Source organism: Paracoccus aminophilus JCM 7686, from assembly GCF_000444995.1.
In the GTDB taxonomy this organism is placed as follows: domain Bacteria; phylum Pseudomonadota; class Alphaproteobacteria; order Rhodobacterales; family Rhodobacteraceae; genus Paracoccus; species Paracoccus aminophilus.
This window is the reverse complement of the sequence record NC_022049.1, coordinates 264,947-279,914: the sequence shown is the minus strand read 5'-3', so window position 1 is coordinate 279,914 and position 14,968 is coordinate 264,947. Positions and strand designations below refer to the sequence as shown.

10 protein-coding genes are annotated in these 14,968 nt (G+C 63.5%); 2 read left to right on the top strand and 8 right to left on the bottom strand.

Features of this window, described 5'->3' with window-relative positions; all coding sequences use genetic code 11:
* Nucleotides 1–490: 490 nt before the first annotated feature.
* A complete protein-coding gene (locus tag JCM7686_RS19380; protein WP_020952418.1) occupies nt 491–862 on the bottom strand; it encodes a DUF4180 domain-containing protein in 372 nt (123 codons plus the stop codon).
* 93 nt (nt 863–955) lie between these two features.
* The gene (locus JCM7686_RS19375) at nt 956–1,672 is read right to left on the bottom strand and encodes an ArsR/SmtB family transcription factor (RefSeq protein ID WP_020952417.1); all 717 of its coding nucleotides are present in this window, start codon (nt 1,670–1,672) and stop codon (nt 956–958) included.
* An 83-nt stretch (nt 1,673–1,755) separates the two neighbouring features.
* Here JCM7686_RS19375 and JCM7686_RS19370 point away from each other — a divergent pair, with 83 nt between their 5' ends.
* A complete protein-coding gene (locus JCM7686_RS19370) occupies nt 1,756–2,979 on the top strand; it encodes an MFS transporter (RefSeq protein ID WP_020952416.1) in 1,224 nt (407 codons plus the stop codon).
* Between the two features lie 12 nt (nt 2,980–2,991).
* Here the strand turns inward: JCM7686_RS19370 and JCM7686_RS19365 are convergent, their stop codons facing one another.
* The 6 genes from JCM7686_RS19365 to JCM7686_RS19340 form a co-directional block, all read right to left on the bottom strand.
* Nucleotides 2,992–4,611: an ABC-F family ATP-binding cassette domain-containing protein gene (locus JCM7686_RS19365; protein ID WP_020952415.1), complete on the bottom strand. Its 1,620-nt coding sequence runs from the start codon at nt 4,609–4,611 to the stop codon at nt 2,992–2,994.
* 261 nt (nt 4,612–4,872) lie between these two features.
* Nucleotides 4,873–5,127: a YjhX family toxin gene (locus tag JCM7686_RS19360; RefSeq protein WP_020952414.1), complete on the bottom strand. Its 255-nt coding sequence runs from the start codon at nt 5,125–5,127 to the stop codon at nt 4,873–4,875.
* Nucleotides 5,128–5,455: 328 nt separating this feature from the next.
* Nucleotides 5,456–7,084 (bottom strand): purine-cytosine permease family protein, encoded by a 1,629-nt coding sequence (locus JCM7686_RS19355; protein WP_020952413.1) that lies wholly within the window; start codon nt 7,082–7,084, stop codon nt 5,456–5,458.
* 637 nt (nt 7,085–7,721) lie between these two features.
* Nucleotides 7,722–9,737, bottom strand: a complete 2,016-nt coding sequence (locus tag JCM7686_RS19350) for a hydantoinase B/oxoprolinase family protein (RefSeq protein WP_051201721.1) — start codon at nt 9,735–9,737, stop codon at nt 7,722–7,724.
* Between the two features lie 118 nt (nt 9,738–9,855).
* Nucleotides 9,856–11,928: a hydantoinase/oxoprolinase family protein gene (locus JCM7686_RS19345; RefSeq protein ID WP_020952411.1), complete on the bottom strand. Its 2,073-nt coding sequence runs from the start codon at nt 11,926–11,928 to the stop codon at nt 9,856–9,858.
* Between the two features lie 572 nt (nt 11,929–12,500).
* Nucleotides 12,501–14,276, bottom strand: a complete 1,776-nt coding sequence (locus tag JCM7686_RS19340) for a serine hydrolase (RefSeq protein ID WP_020952410.1) — start codon at nt 14,274–14,276, stop codon at nt 12,501–12,503.
* 294 nt (nt 14,277–14,570) lie between these two features.
* Between JCM7686_RS19340 and JCM7686_RS19335 the strand changes: the two genes are divergently transcribed.
* Entirely contained in the window at nt 14,571–14,942 is a 372-nt protein-coding gene (locus tag JCM7686_RS19335; protein WP_020952409.1) for a hypothetical protein, read from the top strand.
* Nucleotides 14,943–14,968: the final 26 nt, after the last annotated feature.

Here is a 14,968-nt window from a genome sequence, read left to right as displayed (position 1 = left end):
ATCAAGAAACAGCAATTCAATTTCTATTTCTTGACAATTTCGAAGCTAACATTGCTGCCGCGTGCGCAAAAGAAAACTTTCAGTCTATTCTGCCGTCTAATTCGACAATGGATAACTTCGGCTAACTGTCGGATTTAATGGAATTCATGCCGGTAATCGGAAGGCAGTCCGTTGCGATACTTCGCTTAGCTTTTCGCACTTGCGGCGGAATTTTGCCTGCATCACAAAAAGGTGAAATTTACTTCGCCATTTGAGCGGAACTCGGTTCAGTTTGAATGCGCATCGAGTGAAATCAAGATCATGACCTTGGTATTTCCCAGCGAAATTCTGCTCATTCGACGAGGGAGAGCGTCGCAATGAGTGTAACCATGGGCGACAGCATCAAACCCTGGATGCGAAGCGTAAGACGGCGAGGGTAATCATCTTGAATGCTCCAGAAGGGAGCTTGTCGAACGGATTGGCGACGGACGGTTGACCCCGACCAGCAGCCCTAGGCCAGCCGCGCCAGAAGTGCGTCGAGATCTTGCGCGAACCAGATCGCGCCGTCTTTGTTCGCGGTCTTGTTGGTCTCGCCGACGAAATCACGCAGAGCCTTGCTCGCCGCCAGTGCCGCGGACAGATCGCCCAGAATGGCGCAGCCAAGGCGGTAGTTTACGAATTTCTGAAAGACCTCGCCCGCAAGCCGGGTTTCAAGCCGCAGGAAATCGGGGCCGAGCCGGCTCGCTGGAATCGCAACGAAATCCGCCCCTGCCGCGCTGGCCAGAGACAGGATGTCATTGGCATCGCTCGGTTTTTCGAGCGCCGGGCCGGTCTCTTCCAGAACCAGCAGCTTGCGCGTTGCGGTGTCGATGATCTGGGGCATGGGGCAGTTCCTGTTGTCAGCGATGCGGTCAGGCTTTTGCCAATCGCAGGGCCGGGTCAAGCGCTTTGGCCGGGCGCCTTAGAGCGGGGCGCGTCAGGTCTCGACCGCATAGCCCGCCGCGCGCCATTCCGGCAGGCCGTCCTTCAGACGGCGCGCTTGCAGCCCATGCTGGCGCAGCATCGCGACCGCCTCGAAGGACAAAACGCACCACGGGCCGCGACAATAGGCGACGATTTCACGGCCCGCGCCAAGCTGCCCGCCAAGCCGCGCGCCAAGCCGCCCGAGATGTCCCTCGAGATCCTGCCGCAGATCCTCCACCAGCTCTTGCAGCGGCAGATTGATCGCGCCGGGCAGATGGCCAAGCGCGAATTCATCGGCGGGGCGCACGTCGATGACGGTGACGAGATCGGCCTCCATCCGCGCGGAGAGTTCCTCATGCGAGACCGGCTCGGCATCGTCACGGGCGTCGAACCAGCCGCGCACGACGCGCTCGACCTCGGCGGATTGCTGCTCGGCCACCGCGCGAATCGCAGCGAAAGCCGCGAGCACGCTGTCACCCGAGAGGTGATAAATCACGAACTTCCCGTCGCGCCTCGTGCTTAAAAGCCCGGCCCGGCGCATCGCCTGAAGATGCTGCGAGACATTGGCGACGGGCAAAGACAGCTTAGCCGCCAGGGCCTCGACGCTGCGCGGTGCTTGGGCAAGATGTTCGATGATTTCAAGGCGTTGCGGATTTCCCAGCGACTTGGCGACGCCTGCGAATTGCTCATAGAGCGCCGCTTTCGGATTGGCGATTGACAGGTTGGACATGGGAACGTTATTTCATTCAACATAATTATTGAATGAATCATAACATGCGGCCTGTCCTCCGGCAATGCCGCAGGAGCGCGCTGATGCCCGACCCCCAGATTTCCCCCCGTCCGATCTCGGCGAGCCCGGCGCGGGCTCAGGTTTTCGTCCTTGCCGCCGCACAGGCCCTCTTCCAGACCGCCTCGGTCATGGTGATGGCGGTGGGCGCGCTTGCGGGGGCGAAGATCGCGCCCCATCCGGCGCTCGCGACCCTGCCGGTCGGCGCGATGTTTCTGGGCACGGCGGCGGCGATGTTTCCCGCCTCGATGTGGATGGCGCGGGTCGGACGGCGGCCGGGATTCCTCCTGGGCGCAGGGCTTGGCGTCGCGGGCGGGCTGGTCGCGGCGGCGGGGATCTGGATCAGCTCGCTGATCCTGCTCGCATTTGGCACCTTCCTGATCGGCACCTATCAATCTTTCGCGCAATTTTACCGTTTCGCCGCCGGAGAGGTTGCCGATGACGCCTTCCGCGCCCGCGCGATTTCGCTGGTCATGGCGGGCGGCGTCATTGCCGCGCTCTTCGGGCCTTTGCTTGGCCGCTATGGCGCGGGGCTTCTGGCGGTCGAATATTCGGGCTCTTTCCTGCTGCTTTCCGCGATTTCCATCGCGGCGATGCTGGTGCTTTTGGGGCTGGGCCGCGGCGGCGCGGCCCCCGTCGCCGCCGTGGGCTCCGGGCGAAGCTGGCGCGAGATCGTGAGCCAGCCCGCCTATCTTGTCGCGCTCTTTGGCGCGGCGACGGGTTATGGCGTGATGATCCTTGCCATGACCGCGACGCCTTTGGCGATGAAGGCGCATCACCACGGGCTCGACGCCTCGACCACGGTGATCCAGATGCATGTTTTGGGCATGTTCCTGCCATCCTTCTTCACCGGCGCGCTGGTTTCCCGCTTTGGCACCTTGCGCATCATGCTGACCGGGGTCGCGGTGCTGACCGGCCATGTCCTTTTGACTATGACCGGCACCGGATTTTCCTCTTTTGCCAGCGCCTTGGTGCTGCTCGGGATTGGCTGGAACTTCCTGTACATCGGTGGCACGACGCTGCTGACCACGACTTACACCGCAGCCGAGCGCGGCCGCGCGCAGGCCACCAATGACATGACGATTTTCGCGATCGGGATCGGTTGCTCTTTTGGCGCGGCGACGCTGCTGAACCATCTCGGCTGGCAGCGGCTGAACCTGATGCTGCTGCCTTGGCTCGCCGCCGCCGCGCTGGCGCTGATCTGGCTCGCCGCGCGGCAGGGGCGCGCGCGGGTCGGGCAGGGCGGCTGAGGCCGCCCGCCCTCACGCCCCAAGCGTGATCCGACGGCTTGGCCCAAGCGCGGCCAGGAAACTTTCGTCATGCGAGACGACCAGCACCGCGCCGTCATAGCGGGCGAGCGCGGCCTCCAGCGCGGCGATGCCGTCGAGGTCGAGATGGTTCGTCGGCTCGTCGAGGATCAGAAGCATCGGCACCGGCGCGCCGCCGAGCGTGCAGGCGAGCCCCGCGCGCAGCCGCTCGCCCCCGCTGAGTTGCCCCGCCGGGCGCAGCGCATCAGCGGCGCGAAAGCCGAACCGCGCCAGCGCGGCATGGGCCTGACCCGCATCGCTGCCGGGGTTCAGGCGGCGGTAATTGTCGCGCAGGCTCTCGCCCGGCGCGAGCAGCGCCATATGCTGATCGAGACGCGCCATCGGAACCGGGCGCTCGACCCGGCCCGATTGCGGCGCGATCTCGCCGGTGATGAGCTTGAGAAGCGTGGTCTTGCCGCTGCCGTTCGGACCCGTCAGCACGACGCGTTCGGGCCCGGTGAGCGTCAGCGACAGGCCCCGGATCAGCGGGCGCGCGGGGTCATGGCCGCCGCACAGATCGCTCAGCCGCAGCGCGACGCGGCCCGCTGCGAGCCCGCTTGGCGGCACCTCCATCGCAAGCGGCGTCAGGATCTCGATCCGCGCCCGCGCGCGCTCAAAGGCCTGATCGGCGGCGGCGCCCCGCGCCTCGCGCAGCCGCGCCCCGGCCCCCGCCGAAGCCTCGGCCCGGCCCTTGGCGGCATCCATCAGGATCTTCGGCTGATCGCCCTTGGCCCGGCCGCGCGCGCCCGCGCTGTCGCGGCGCGCCTTGCGCTCGACGGCGTCCTGGGCGCGGCGCGCGATCTCGCTGCGGGTCTTTTCGGCATGGGCTAGACCGCGCGCGGCAGTGGCCAGCTCCTCGTCCTTTTTCTGGCGGAAGGCGCTGTAATTGCCGCCATAACGCGTCGCGCCAAGCGAGGTCAGCTCGACGATCGCATCCATTTCCTCAAGGAGTTCGCGGTCATGGCTGACGATGATCGCGCCGCCCGTCCAGTCGCGCAACAGCCCGATCACCGCCGCGCGCCCGGCGCGGTCGAGGTTGTTCGTCGGTTCGTCGAGCAGCAAAAGATCGGGCGCATCGAGGATCAGCCCGGCCAAAGCCGCGCGGCTGCGCTGCCCGCCCGACAGCGTCGCAAGCGGGGTCTCGGGGCTGATGGCAAGGCCGCTGCGTTCAAGCACGGCGTCCAGCCGCGCGGGCAGGGTCCAATCGGCCTCGGCGAGCTCTTCGAGCGAGGCAAGCCCGGCCTCCGCACGATCCAGCAGCGTCAGCGCCGCGCGCAGGCCAAAGAGATCGGCAATCGTGTCATGGCGCGCGACCATCGCCTCTTGGCGCATCATCGCGATCCGGCCCGTGACCTGCACCCGCCCCGAGGCTGGCGCGAGATCGCCCGCGATCAGCCGCAGAAGCGTGCTTTTGCCCGTGCCATTGCGCCCGACGATGCCGGTGCGTTCAGGGCCGAAGCCAAGGTCGAGCCCGCTGAAAAGCGCGCGGCCGTCAGGCGTGGACCAGGAGAGCCCGGCAAGCGTGACGGTGGCGGAGGCGGAGGCGGAAAACGGGGAAGAAATCGGGGAGGTCATGGGGCAAAACATCTCGCTGCGGAACCGGAAGGGCGAAGGCGGCGAGGGTTTTATCCATGTTCAGGGCATCTCCGATGATTGGGAGGCCCGAACCTAAGAGGTCGCGCGCGGCATTGCAAGGCTTGGGTTTGCACCTGAGAAGAGGGCCGCGCGGCTGAGCGCGGCCCCCCGGGTCTTGGAAAGCCTGCCCCTGCGCGGCTGGTGCCGAGGGACAGGCCCGCGCGATCACAGGCGCGCTCCGGGGCTGGCTCAGGGACGCACTCAGGGGCGGCGCGCTTGTTGCAGGGCCTCGATCCCCTTGCGGGTGATGCGGTAATCGCCGCCATTGCGCGACAGGATCAGCTTTTTGCTGCGCAAAGCGCGGAACTCTTTTTCCCCGATCCCGTCGAGAAACCAGCCCTCGCGGCTGACGAAACTGACCTCGACCAAAGTGGTGCGCCCGGCTTTTTCAACGATGATCCTGCCGCCAAAGGACAGCATTTCGAGCGCGCGGCGCTCGATTTTCGAGATATTCATGATGGAATCCTACCGTCCGCCATGAGCGTGCTCATGGCGCATCATTCAAACTTGCGGGCGCTTGGCCCGCGGTGACGTTTGAAGACGGCCCCTCGTCATCTCTCTTGGCTTACGTCCTTGCGACGGCGAGAGGATGGCGCGGGGCTTTATACGGTCTCAGATTGGGTCTGTCTCATGCGGGCAATCTGGGAAAGCCGCGCGCGTCTGTCAAGGAAAGCGCCAAGCTGCGCGCGCTTTGCGCCACGGCTGCGTTGCACGAAAGCCGCGCGCCCTTGGCCATGAGACCGGGGCGCGCGGCGAGGGTCTTGCCCGCGAGGATCGCGAGGCGTCAGGGCGTCGCGAGGCCGGTTTCCTCGGTCGGCTCGGCAAAGGCGCGGGCCTCGGCGCGGGCGGCGATCAGGAATTCGCTGCGATCGGCGGCGCAGGCCAGACAGATCGGCTGATGATCGGCGGAAGGGTCGCGGTCCATCTCATGGGCGATATAGGCCTGCTGGCAATGATGACAGCGGATGCGGGCCTGCCACGGGTCATCGACCTCGGTGCGCGGATCATGCGGGCGATCCTCGACAAACCAGCCGCGCCGCGCCACGCCAAGCGCGCCGGCATAGATCGCAACCGCAATCGCCAGCGTGATCGGCGGGGCCCAGATGCCGCCGAAACTGCCGCCAAAGACCATGAGATAGCAGCCCATCGCCGAGGCGATCACCCAGGCGCCGAGCCCGCCCGGATTGACCAGCGGCACGCGTCCGGGGCGGAATTCGAGCTGATCGGCGCGGATGCCGCGTAGCTTGCACCAGGCGATATGGGTCATCGCCACCCCGACCCAAGCCACGATAATGACGCCTTGGAATTGCAGCGTGACCAGCAGATAGCCGAAGACATTCGTCAGCATGATCAGGAAGATAACCACGGTCATAATCACCACCCAGACCGTGCGCGGCCAAGAGATCTTGAAGGCGCGGGCAAAGAAATTCTGCATATTGGTCGAGGAGAGATAGAAGTTGATCGTGTTGATCCGCGTCTGGCTCGCCCAGACCAGCAGCACCCCGAAAGGTCCCATCAGCGCGACAATGCCGATGATCGCCGAGGTCTCGGAGAGCGGGCCATTGATCGGGATCGTCGCCGCGATGAACATGCCGACCGCGCCATTGATGAGCAGGGTCACGAAGAAGAAGGGGATGCCGAAAGTGACGCGGCCATTGTAGCGCGCATCTGCGGGGCGGCCAAAGCGCGCGACATCCCAGGTCATCATCACCACGACCCAGACGCCCATATAGACGGTGAAGGCAAACCACCAACCGGGCACGCCAAGATCGGCATGACCGGCGGGAAGCTGGGTCAGCCACGCCCCGGAATAGCCGTGTTTGGCGATGGCCCAGATCACGCAGGCCAGCAGGCCGAAGACGTAAAGCGGCAGAAGGATGCCGTTGATCCGGTCAAGCCAGGTTCGCACGCCGCGCATCACCAGCGGCGCGCTGTAAAGGCAGACGATGAAATACCACAGGCTCATCGGCCCGCCGAAATAATCCTGAAGCGCGATCGCGACAATCGAGCCCTCGGCAATGGCGTAATAGGTGATGGTGACGCCAAAGAGCAAAGCCGCGAAGGTCGCGCCGACCTGCCCGAAGACCGCGCGCGAAAACAGCGCGACGCTGGTGCCGCTGCGCGCGGCAAAGCGCGCCGCGATCCCGCAAAGGACGCCGTAAACCACGGTCGAAAGTGCGATGCCGATCAGCGTGTTGATCGTGCCGACGGTGAGCGCCACGGTGCTGCCGACCACGACCCAGAACATCGCGCTCATCAGCCCGAACCAGGCCATCGAGAGCGAAAAGCGCGAACTTCGCCAGCTTGGCGGCACGATATGAAGCGAGAAATCCTCGGCGGCGGCTTGCCGCAGGACCTCGGGCTCGTCGTGATAGATGACATCGAGGTCGTGAAAGGGTTTGGCATTGATCATTGGTCCGACTCCTCAAGGTGAACTGCCTTCACGACCCGGTTTCGGGGACGGCAACCGGAAGGCGGAATGACTGCGATGCCATCGGCCGCAGTGCCTTGCGCGAGAGATGGTCCCGGCGAGAGGTCTCCGGGTGAGATCGGTGATAGGTGGGTTCGGCCTGCCATTTTGGCGATGAGAACCGGACTGCGGGCCGCGACTTCGGGCGCTCGGATTGGCGCGGGTTGCGGCAGGACAGCGGTCTCGGGATGGGGCGGAAGTAAGGGCTTTGCGGCAAAGGCAGGGCGCGTCAGGCGTTCAAAGGAAATCCGCAGGATCGGCCCGAGGGCCAGAGAGGGGCGGCGGGTCGCGCCGCCCAGTTGGTCAGGGAGAGCTGTGCCGGGGGCGGGTCCGAGAGATCGCCGAAGGGATCGCCCGGAGGGATCGCCCGAGGCTGGCCCGAAAGCTTGGTCGAGGGCTGGATCAAGGGCTTGGCCAAAGCGTTAGCCGAGAGTTGGACCAGCTTCGGGCCGGATTGCCTGAGCGGAGCGCCCCGCTCAGGCATCGGGTTCGGGCATCTGGTGGCGGCGTCGGTTCGGGCTTCCGGCGGGGGCATCTGGTGGAGACCACCCGCCTTAGGCCAACCGATCACGCCAACCGATCAGGCCGCGACCCGGGCGCGATCCGAGGCTTCGCGGCTCAGCACCGCCAGCGTCTTGCCCCAATAGGGCACAACCCGCCGCTTCATCATCTCGCGGAATTGCCGGGTGGTGTTTTCCAGAAGCTTGCCATTGCCCCAATCGAGAATGACGCCATATTGCCGGATGCAATCCATGTCGATGAATTCGCCCGAGCGATAGCGCGCCGCCACCGATTCCGCATCCTCGTCGAGCCAGCCCAGACGCGCCTCGGCGATGCGTTTGCGCTCTGCGACGGTGGCTTCTTCATCGACCTCGTATTGCGAAAGATCCTTGTCGATGACCCGGATGACGACGCCGTAGTCAATCCGCGCGCGTTTGACGCTGACATATTCATCGGCGACATCCTCGCAGACGAGCTGGGGATCGCGCATCAGCGGATCTCCGACGCCGCCGCCGCCCGCTGAAGGCCGGGTGAAGACATCGTCGAGCTCGATCGGCAGGTTCGAGAAGATCGAGCCGAGGTAGCGCTCGCGCTCGGTCCCCTTGTTCAGCCAGACGCCATGCGGGATCGAGGGCAGCCCGCCCCACATCCCCCAGGTCACCGAGCGCTCGCGGTCGCAGCAATACGAGACGACGATGCGTTCGCCCTCGAAAACCGCGCCGCCCTTTTCCGCGCCAAGCCCGCCGCGCGACTCGCCCGGACCGGCGGAATCCTGCACGAAATCGTGGCATTTGGTCAGCACCGGCGCGAGCCTTTCCTGACCTTCAAGCGGCTGGACGCCATATTGCGCGCCAAAGACCGGCGCGGTGGCGTTGAAGCCGTCACGGCCATTGCGCCCGCCCCAGCCGCCGGCCATCCAGTCATACCACATGAAATAGGGCCGGCCCTTGATCCGGGTATCGCGCCCGCCAACCAGCAGATATTCGAGGTTGAAGGCACAGCCCATCGTGCGCTCGGGCAGGATATTGGCCCAAAGGCCAAAGACCGAATTCATCAGCTTCTCGAAGGGCCCCGAGCAGAAACCGGCGCAGGGGCTTGGCCATTCGGCATTCACGACCGTGCCGGGCTCGCCGACATTGACCGTGACCGCGCGGTAAAGCCCCGAGTTCAGCGGCAGGTCCGGGAACTGGTATTTCGTCCCCGCGACGATCCCGGCAAACGAGCCGCCATAGGCCGCATTGAGGAAGGTCGAGATCTGGGGATGCGAGCCCGAGAGGTCGTAATGGGCATGATTGCCGTCGATGGTGAATTTGATCTTGATCGGGATCAGCCCCTCTTCGAGTTTCGGATCCTGATCAATGTAATCCTCGGCATACCAGGTCCCGTCCGGCAATTCCGCGAGCCGGTTGCGCATCAAGACCTCGACCCAATCCTGCACCTCGCGGAAGGCAGTCTTGATCGTCTCGACCCCGTATTTGTCGCAAAGCCGCTGGATCTCGCGCTCGGCGACGGCGGTCGCCTCGGCCTGCGCCTGCATATCGCCGATGACATCGCCGGGATTGCGGGTATTGGCGGCAATCATGCGCGCAACATCATCAAGCCAGACGCCCTTGCTCCAGACCCGAACCGGCGTGATGCGCAGCCCCTCGCCCATATGGTCAAGCGCGGTGATGTTGAACGAGCCCGGCGTCGCGCCGCCCATATCGGCCCAATGGCCATTGGCCTGCGAATAGCCGATCAGCTCGCCCTTGTAGAACATCGGGCGCAGGATGCGGGTGTCGTTGAAATGGCTGCCGCCCCGGAAGGGATCATTGATGATGAAGACATCGCCCGGATGGATGTCATCGCCGAATTCCTCGATGATCGCCTTGCAGGTATAATGGAGCGTGCCGACATGGGCGGCGATATCGCCCGTGCCCTGCATCACCAGATTGCCCTGCGGATCGCTGAGCCCGGAGGAAAAGTCCCGGCAATAGATCACGAAGGAATAGCAGGTGCGCAAAAGCTGCTCGGCCATCTGATCGACGATATTGACGAAGGCGTTGCGCAGGACCTCGAAGGTGATCGGGTCAAGCTCGGATTTGAACACCGTCATCCGCTTTTCGGGCGGCGGGGGATGTTGGATGCCTTGGTCAGACAAAGCGGTAAATTTCGTTGAGCGGGTCATACCGGTCCTCCTCCTGTTGCGATTGGGGTGAGTGCGGGGGCGCGCGTCATGCCGCGCCCAGCTTGATCTGGATGTTGAGCCACTGGTCGATATAGGCCACGTCGCCGGGCGGGATGACGGTGGTCGAATCGAGCTGGTCGATGATCGCGGGGCCGTTGATGGTGACGCCCGCAGGCAGGTTCTCGCGGTCGTAAAGCGTGGTCGTCAGCGCCTGTTGCTGGCCGTGGAACCAGACCTCGCGCGTGCCTTTCGAGACGGCCTCGCGGCTCGGGTCGATCGCGACTTTGGGGAAGGTCGGCTTCGGGGTGACGCCGATCGCGCGCACCGTGAGGCGGTAGATCTCGACCGGGAAATCCTCGCGGCGGAAGTTATGGGCTTTCTCATATTCGTCGTGAAAGATCGCCAAAGCCTCGTCCATCGATTTGACCTCGCCCGGCACCGGCACCGCGAGCGAGCGCCATTGCCCGCGATAGCGCATGTCGACAAAACGCTGGAACGTCATGTCTTTCGCAGCAACGCCGTCGCGCTCCAGACGGTCGCGGCCCTCAAGCTCCAGCAGTTTGAAGGCGGCCTCGATGTCCTTGGGCTCCGCCGAGGCGGCATCTTGGAAGAACATCTGAGTGACATCATGTTGGACATCGACCAGCATACAGCCGACCGCCGAAGTCACGCCCGGATTGGGCGGAACGATGACCACTGGGATATTGAGCTCGCGCGCAATATCGACGCCGTGAAGCGGCCCCGCCCCGCCAAAAGCCACCAGCGCGAAATCGCGCGGATCATGGCCGCGGGCGATCGAGATCAGACGCACCGCATCGGCCATATTGGCATTGGCCACCCGCAAAGTCGCAAGCGAGGCCTCGACATGGTCCAGCCCCAGCGGCTCGGCGATCCGGGTCATCGCGGTGAGCGCCGCGTCGCGGTCCAGCGCCTTCTTGCCGCCCGCAAGCGAGCTGCCGACGCGGCCAAGGATGATATTGGCATCGGTGTTCGTGGGCTCGGTGCCGCCCGCCTTGTAGCAAGCCGGGCCGGGGGTCGAGCCCGCCGATTGCGGCCCATTCCGAAGCGAGCCCGCTTTGTCGAGCCAAGAGATCGAGCCGCCGCCTGCGCCGATGGTCAGAACCTCGATCGAGGGGAAACAGATCGGATGGCCCCAATCGACCTCCCATTTGTCGGTGGTGCGCAGATGGCCGTTCTCGGCCAGCGAAATATCGGCGGAGGTCCCGCCCATATCGAGCCCGATCGCATTGGAATAGCCGCAGAGCTCGGCGAAATATTTGCTGGCAATCGCGCCTGCCGCAATGCCCGAGGCGGCCAGACGCGCGGCATATTTCTCGGCCGTGGCCGGGGTCATCACGCCGCCGCCCGAATGGAGCAGCAAGACATCGGCCTCATAGCCCGCATCGCGGGTGCGCCGGGCGATGTCGCGCGCATAGGGGCGGATGATTGGCGCGAGGATCGTATTCGCCACCGTGGTCGAGAAACGGTCATCCTCGAAGATCTCGGGATGGGTTTCATGCGAGGTGGTGATCGCGACCTCGGGGCCCAGCTCTTCGGCGAGGATCTCGGCCATGCGCGCCTCATGCACGCCATTGACATAGGCGTTGATGAAACAAACCGCGACCGCCGTCACGCCGCGCTTGCGCAAAATGCGGGCGACTTCGCGGGCCTGAACCTCGTCCAAAGGCTCGATGATCTCGCCGCGATAATTGATGCGCTCGGAGACAACAAAACGGTCGCGGCGGCGCACATAGGGCGGCGTGCCCTCTTTATAAGCGTCCCAAGGATCCTCTCGCGTGCCGCGTCCGATTTCCAAAACATCGCGAAAGCCTTCGGTCGTGACCATGGCGGCGGGTTTGAAATTGCGGGTGATGAGCGCATTCGTGGCGACCGTCGTGCCGTGGGTAAACAGCTCGACATCATGCCAATCAATATTGGCGGCCTCTGCGCCATTCATAATCGCGTCGATGGGATTTGAAGTGCTGGGGACTTTGGCAACCGTCTGATTTCCATCCGAATCGAGGACGAAAACATCGGTAAAAGTGCCGCCAACATCGATAGCCAAGCGCATGCGCGCACGCTTCGGCCCCGAGCCAATGCCCGCTCCGTCCATGCTCATTATGCAATTCCTTTTGATTTGGGTGAGGAAATGAGAATCACGACGCGGCAAAACGCGGAGTGACCGATTGCATTTGATTATGTGGAAGGTTTTTCATCAGCAAATGCGCAAGGCATGGGGCTGATGGGTCGCGTTCGTTGTTGAACGCCATTTGATGTTACGCGATTGCCCGGCCAGACGACAAATGTTTTTTGCAAGCCGTGCAATTTCTGAATTTTTAGCGAAATTATCTTGGTAACGCTATGATAGATATCGGTAATATTTAGAGCGTCGTGCAAGGGATGCGACGCCCCCGCCGGGCGGAATCAAGTCTCGGCGAAAGCTCGCCCGGCATTGGCAAAGAGCAGCGCGGCGCAAGTCAAAGCGATTCGCGTGCAGCGAATCAGGCTGACAGGGCTGAGTCGCAAAAGGCGCGGGCATCAAAACGCCCGCCCTGCACGTGCAAGGCGGGCGGCTCTCGATCAGGACGGTGGCGCGCTATCCGCGCGTCAATGCCGCCCGTGCCATGTCAATTCGCCTTTCGGTCCGATTTGAAAGCCATACGCATAGGACGGCTCAAAACGGCGCGGGGATCACTCGCACAAATCGGCGATGGCATCGGCGGTTTCTTCGAAATTGTCCATCGTGCGTGAGGGCCGGGTGTTGTCGAGGTTTTTGGCAATCCGGATCGTGGTGATGTCTTTCGGGAAGATCGCGACGTAATTCGCGCCAAAGCCGGTCATCGCCGGATAATAAAGCGCGCAGCCCCATTTCGAATCCATCTGACTGTACCAGAAGGCCTCGTGATAATAGGGCCGCTCCCGCTCGCCGGTCGGCAAACCGATATGGCCCTCGCGCGGCTGCAGCTCCTTGACCTTTTCGGCCGAAAGGATCTGTTTGCCGCCGAATTTGCCGTCCTGATGGATCAACTCGGCCAATTTCGCCATATCGCCAAGCGTCGGATAATAACCATAGGCCATCAGCGACTGATCCTTGGAGGGCTCGCTTTCGATGGTCTTGTTGGTCGGCGCGTAATGAATGCCGATCGGGCCATAGACCTCTTTTTCGAGATAATCCCAGACATTGGCATAGCCATGCTTTTGCACGACGCGGGTCAGGCCGACGCCGAGCAGGAACATATCTTCGTCGCGGTAGCGGATCACTTCGCCCGGCAGCCAAGGATAGGGCTTGGCGGCGGGCAGCAGGACCGCGAGCTTGTCGGCGGTGGTTGGCGCTTCATACCAGGCGTAGTAATGATCGTCGAAGGGATCGCTGACCGTATAGGGCTTGGCCTGATGCGAGCCATAGCCCATGGCCGAGCTCATATTCACCAGATTGCCAAGCGTGACCCGGTCCCAGCCCTCAAGACCTTTCGCTTCGGGGATCAGCTCGACCAGCTTTTGGTCATAGATCCCGGCGCCGAATTTCTGGGCGAGCGAGAGCATCGCCATCTCGTTGGTCGCGGCCTTGGTCACCGACCAGACGCCGAAGCGCTGGCGCGCGCAATAGGGCAGCTCGCCCATCGGCGTCGGGCAATATTTGACATACATCGTGCCATCGACGGTGATCGCGGCCGCGACGCGCTCATCCGCGCCGATGGTGCCATCGAAACCATCCGCCACCTCTTGGCCATATTTCGCGACGAATTCGCTCCAGGGGGCGGTCGGATAGGCGTCCTTTTCGGCGGCCTCGAAGGTCTGCCTTGCGGCTTTGGCGTCGCCGGTGACCTCGGGCGAGAAACTCGCGGGCAGGGTCGCCGCCGCGGTGAAGCGATCCTCGACATAGAAGGGTGCGGTTTGGTTCACGATCTGCATCCGGACCGCGCTGACTTCGGAGCCCTTGTAGAGAAAGGTCGCGACGCCGTTATGGGTCTCGCCCTCGATGCTGTGCATCAGCGCGAAGGGGAAAGAGGCGCGGTTCCAGCCGTCGTCGCCGGGCTCGGACCAGACGGCGCCGGGCTGGACGATCGTGTCCCAAAAGCTCTTGCCCTCGGGCAGCGAGCCCGCGCGGATCACATCTTGCGTCAGCGGCACGAGATTGCCGTTAACCGTGGTGAAGGAGATCGCGATTTTCGGGAAATAGGCCGGATCCTTGCCCAGCAGATTGTCGCTTTTCAGCTTGGCGGGCTCTGTCGTCATCAAGGTTTCGCCCAAGTGCAGCGTCCCCTCGAACCCGTCCGAGGCCGCCGCCGCGCCCTCTGGCGCGACAAAGGCCGCGTTCTCGACAAGCCGGGTTTCCGTGGCGGCTTCGGTGCCTGCTTCTGCGGCGGGCGCGCGCAGTTGCGCGGCGCTCAGATCGGTGCGCGGCGCGGCATGGCCAAGCGCGGTGCTGGTCAGCAGAAAGCACAATCCGGCTGCAATTTTATGCATAAAATCCTCCCAAGAATATTTTTGTAACTGCCAAACTCTGCGGGAGGCGGCGGGGGCGCGATGTGCAACGCGCGCCGAAATCTTTGCGATTCGCGCCAAGGCGTGCCCGGTTGGGCGATTTTTTCGCGGCCGGGCGCGGCGCGGATTTCCGCGCGGCTGCCGCTCTGGGCAGGGCGGGAATCAGTCCAAGCAGCGCCGTGGCGCCGCGCGATCCGTCCTCACATATCCGTGACCCGGTGCATCCCAAGCCGGGGTTTCGCGTTGAGGATGATAATCGAAATATTGGAGGCACCTATGCTGAAAGACAAATATTCGATCATTCGCACCGGGGTGAAAGTGGGCGCGATCAGCCTGCTTCTGGCAGGCGCCGCTGTGGCGCAGACCACCACAACCACGGTGACAACCGTTCCCGCAGATTCGCTTCCGGCCTCGACCGAGCGGCTCAGCGACACCCAAGTCACTGATTTCCTGACCTCGAAGGGCCTCACCGACATCAAGGTGACGCGCGGCGATGGCAAGATCAATGCGACCGGCCGCAAGGATGGGCGGGCGATTGCTCTGGTCTATGATCTCGAAAGCGGCAAGCTTCTGACCGTCGACGGCAAGACCGGCGAGCAGGGCGCTTACACCGATTTCCGCAATCTCGGTACGCCGAAATCAAACTGATCCGTTCCTTTCGGATTGGCATGAAA

What these genes read in the sequence shown, in the direction of transcription:
- JCM7686_RS19380 (WP_020952418.1), bottom strand. Translation starts at nt 862, where the DNA reads ATGCCCCAGATCATCGACACCGCAACGCGCAAGCTGCTGGTTCTGGAA.
- JCM7686_RS19375 (WP_020952417.1), bottom strand. Translation starts at nt 1,672, where the DNA reads ATGTCCAACCTGTCAATCGCCAATCCGAAAGCGGCGCTCTATGAGCAA.
- JCM7686_RS19370 (WP_020952416.1), top strand. Translation starts at nt 1,756, where the DNA reads ATGCCCGACCCCCAGATTTCCCCCCGTCCGATCTCGGCGAGCCCGGCG.
- JCM7686_RS19365 (WP_020952415.1), bottom strand. Translation starts at nt 4,611, where the DNA reads ATGACCTCCCCGATTTCTTCCCCGTTTTCCGCCTCCGCCTCCGCCACC.
- JCM7686_RS19360 (WP_020952414.1), bottom strand. Translation starts at nt 5,127, where the DNA reads ATGAATATCTCGAAAATCGAGCGCCGCGCGCTCGAAATGCTGTCCTTT.
- JCM7686_RS19355 (WP_020952413.1), bottom strand. Translation starts at nt 7,084, where the DNA reads ATGATCAATGCCAAACCCTTTCACGACCTCGATGTCATCTATCACGAC.
- JCM7686_RS19350 (WP_051201721.1), bottom strand. Translation starts at nt 9,737, where the DNA reads ATGACGGTGTTCAAATCCGAGCTTGACCCGATCACCTTCGAGGTCCTG.
- JCM7686_RS19345 (WP_020952411.1), bottom strand. Translation starts at nt 11,928, where the DNA reads ATGAGCATGGACGGAGCGGGCATTGGCTCGGGGCCGAAGCGTGCGCGC.
- JCM7686_RS19340 (WP_020952410.1), bottom strand. Translation starts at nt 14,276, where the DNA reads ATGCATAAAATTGCAGCCGGATTGTGCTTTCTGCTGACCAGCACCGCG.
- JCM7686_RS19335 (WP_020952409.1), top strand. Translation starts at nt 14,571, where the DNA reads ATGCTGAAAGACAAATATTCGATCATTCGCACCGGGGTGAAAGTGGGC.